Below are 3,188 nucleotides of genomic sequence, written 5' to 3'. Positions count from 1 at the left end.
CGCGCATCGCGAACCGGCTGCGCGAGCCGCAACCGGTCGAGCGCGCGCGCTGAGCCTGCGGCGCGGGGCGGGCGGCGGCGCGCGTCAGCGCACGTCGTCCACTTCGCGGATCGGGATCACCGTGCGCGCGCCGCACTGGCGCAGCAGGTCGCGCAGTTCGTTGATGACCGGAAACACCTCGTGGTTCCAGTCGGCGCCCTGCTCGTCGTGCGCTTCCTGCTCGCGCTCGACGATCCAGCGATCCTCGCCGAAGATGCGCTCGGTAAACCAGACGAGCAGCGGCCACGCGAGATCGAGCGCGAACGGCACGCCCGGCTTGCGGATCGACAGCAGCCCGAACGTGCGGTTGGTGCGCTGCGCGGCATCGAGCGGCACGTAGACGATCCACAGGTCCATCACGAGCGTGCCCTCGCTCGAGCGAATCTGCAGCGTCTGATACGGGTAGCCGGTGCGCACCGTCATCACGCTCTTGTTCGCCTGGTCGCCCGGCTTCTTGCTCGAACCGAACACGAGCGCCTCGCCGACCGGCTGCTTGCCTTCCATGCGCGCGAACGTGTAGTCGACCTCGACCCAGTCGTCGCCGCGACGGCGGCCGACGCAGCGCGCGCGCATCTGGCCCATCTGCTTGCGGTGCAGGAACTGATGGTTCATGTCCATCAGGTTCTCGTGCATGAACGAGTAGTGGCACTTGACCTCGCGGCCGAAGCGGCGCGTCTTGTAGGCGCGGTCGTCCGCGGAGGCGAGCAACGGGAACGGCCGTTCGTCGGCGCGCGTCGCGTCGCCGGGGAACACGAAGATCAGCCCGTGCGCTTCGCGGCACGGATACGCGCGCACGCCGTTCGGCAGCCGCTCGCGGCCGAGATAGGGGACGTCGACGCAGCGGCCGCTGCTGCAGTCGTAGGTCCAGCCGTGATAGCAGCAGCGCAGCGTTTCGCCGGCGACGACGCCCGCATGCAGCGGCACCTGGCGGTGCGCGCAACGGTCTTCGAGCGCGTAGACGGCGCCCGATTCGGTGCGCACGAGCACGATCGGCTCGCCGGCGAAGCGCACGCCGAGCGTCTTGCCACGCTTGAGCTCGCGCGACCACGCGAGCGGATACCAGTAATCGGGGTGAATCGGCACGCGGCGCAGATCGCGCACGAGCGCGCCGCTGGCGGGTTCGAGGGTGTTGCTGTCGGGCAAAGGCACTGCGCGCATGCGTGACGCCTCCTTGCTTGACCAGATGGTGATCGTCGCGTGACGCGACGGCGATCTGGAGGAGTCTACGCGAAGTTGCCGTGCCAAGCCCGATCGATGTCCATTTGTCCCGCTGTTGCGGTCGGACATTTCATATGACGAAGCAGCGGCGGCCCGCGCGGCAGCCGCCGCGCCGGTCAGCGGCTCGCGTCGCGCCACAGGACCGCATCGGCGCGGTAGAGCGCCGGAAACCGCTGCTGCAGTGCGGCGACCTTCGGCAGATCGTTGAACGCGATGTAGGGCGCGTCCGGATGCAGTTCGAGGTAGTTCTGATGATACGACTCGGCCGGATAGAAGCCGTTGAACGGCTCGACGCGCGTGACGATCGGCGTGGCGAACGTATGCGCGCGACCGAGCTGCGCGACGTACGCGGTCGCGATCGCGCGCTGCTGCGCGCTGGTCGGGAAGATCGCCGAACGATACTGGGTGCCTTCGTCCGGGCCCTGCCGGTTCAGCTCGGTCGGGTCGTGCGCGACCGAGAAGAAGATCTGCAGCAGCCGGCCGTACGTGATCCGCGCGGGATCGTAGACGATGCGCACCGATTCGGCATGGCCGGTCAGGCCCGTGCCGACGAGCGCGTAATGCGCGGTTTCGGATGCGCCGCCCGCGTAGCCGGCCGTGACCTGCTTCACGCCCTTCACGTGTTCGAAGACGCCCTGCACGCCCCAGAAGCAGCCGCCGGCGAGCACGGCCGTTTCGTCGTGCGACGCGCCGGGCGTCTCGTCGAGCGTCGGGGCGGGGGCCGTGCGCGTCGGCTCGGCGGACTGGCCGGCACGCTGATAGCCGATCACGGCGGCGGCCGCGACGGCGAGCGCGCCGATGCGCCGCAGCATCGCCGTGCGCCGCCGGCGCGCCGGTTGTGGGGAGGATGTCGTGTTCATCGTGGTACTCCTTCGCAGTCGGTTCGAAACGGGCGAGCGGCGCGCGACGTGCGCGCCGGCGCGGTCAGCCGAACGTGAACGCGTACGCGTCGACGCCGGCGTCGAGAAACTCGATCGAGAACGTGCGGTCAGCGATCGCGCCCGGCTGCCGCACGAGCTGATACAGCCGCTGCCCGGTCACGGTGCCGTAGCCCTGCGCATCGACGTCGCTGCCGTGCGCGTCGCCGGGCGCGGCGCCGTCCACCGTCACGCGAAAGCGCACCGGCTTGCCGTTCGCGCCCGGGCCGAGCACGAGATGCAGATCGCGCGCATGGAACCGGTAGACGATGCGGCCGGCCGGCGCCGCGAGCGTCGCGTGCTCGGCGCCGACCTGCCACGTGCCGGCCAGCCCCCAGTCGTTGAGCGCGGGATGCGCGGGCGCGTCGTAGCGATGCGCGGCATCGCGCAAGAAGCCGCCGGGCGACGCGAAGTCTTCCGCACGCGCATAGCCGACGTAGGTCTCGGGCGAGCGCACGTCCGCGCTGTCGGCGGCGGCGAGTGCGCCTTGGGCGGGGCTGCCCGCCAGGCCGACCGGCACGTTCAGTGCGTCCGGGTGCCCGGCTTCGGCGAGCAGCGACTGGATCGCGCGCTCCGATTCCGCGTATTCGCCTTCGCCGAAGTGATGGCGGCGAATGCGGCCCTGCGCATCGACGAAGTAGTGCGCGGGCCAGTATTCGTTGTTGAACGCGCGCCAGATCGCATAGCGGTTGTCGATCGCAACCGGATAGTCGATGCCGAGATCGCGGACCGCCTTTTTCACGTTGCCGATGTCGCGCTCGAACGCGAACTCCGGCGCGTGCACGCCGATCACGACGAGCCCGTAGCGTGCGTACTTGCGCGCCCACGCATTCGTGTACGGCAGCGTGCGCAGGCAGTTGATGCACGAATAGGTCCAGAAATCGACGAGCACGACCTTGCCGCGCAGGGCGGCCGCCGTCAGCGGCGGCGAGTTCAGCCACTGCACCGCGCCGTCGAGCGGCGGCAGCGTGCCCTCGACGGGCAGCGCGGCCGGTGCGGCCATCGGCGCGGCCG

At 70.2% G+C, this 3,188-nt stretch carries 3 protein-coding genes; all 3 read right to left on the bottom strand.

Going from position 1 to position 3,188, the window contains the following annotated elements; translation table 11 throughout:
- Window positions 1-84 precede the first annotated feature (84 nt).
- A complete protein-coding gene (locus HMPREF3115_RS27105; protein WP_006407315.1) occupies window positions 85-1,197 on the bottom strand; it encodes an aromatic ring-hydroxylating oxygenase subunit alpha in 1,113 nt (370 codons plus the stop codon).
- Between the two features lie 176 nt (window positions 1,198-1,373).
- Window positions 1,374-2,117: a peptide-methionine (S)-S-oxide reductase MsrA gene (msrA, locus tag HMPREF3115_RS27100; protein WP_035489667.1), complete on the bottom strand. Its 744-nt coding sequence runs from the start codon at window positions 2,115-2,117 to the stop codon at window positions 1,374-1,376.
- A 64-nt stretch (window positions 2,118-2,181) separates the two neighbouring features.
- Window positions 2,182-3,188 (bottom strand): thioredoxin family protein (locus tag HMPREF3115_RS27095; RefSeq protein WP_141751746.1); only part of this gene is annotated, 1,007 nt, incomplete at its 5' end.

It is taken from the genome of Burkholderia sp. HMSC10F09 (assembly GCF_001806955.1).
GTDB classification, from domain to species: Bacteria; Pseudomonadota; Gammaproteobacteria; order Burkholderiales; family Burkholderiaceae; genus Burkholderia; species Burkholderia multivorans.
Note: the sequence above shows the minus strand (reverse complement) of the source record. Positions and strands in the feature narration are given on the sequence as shown.

Bases quoted from the DNA above. Each gene is read 5' to 3' on its own strand.
- msrA (WP_035489667.1), bottom strand. From the start codon at position 2,117: ATGAACACGACATCCTCCCCACAACCGGCGCGCCGGCGGCGCACGGCG.
- HMPREF3115_RS27105 (WP_006407315.1), bottom strand. From the start codon at position 1,197: ATGCGCGCAGTGCCTTTGCCCGACAGCAACACCCTCGAACCCGCCAGC.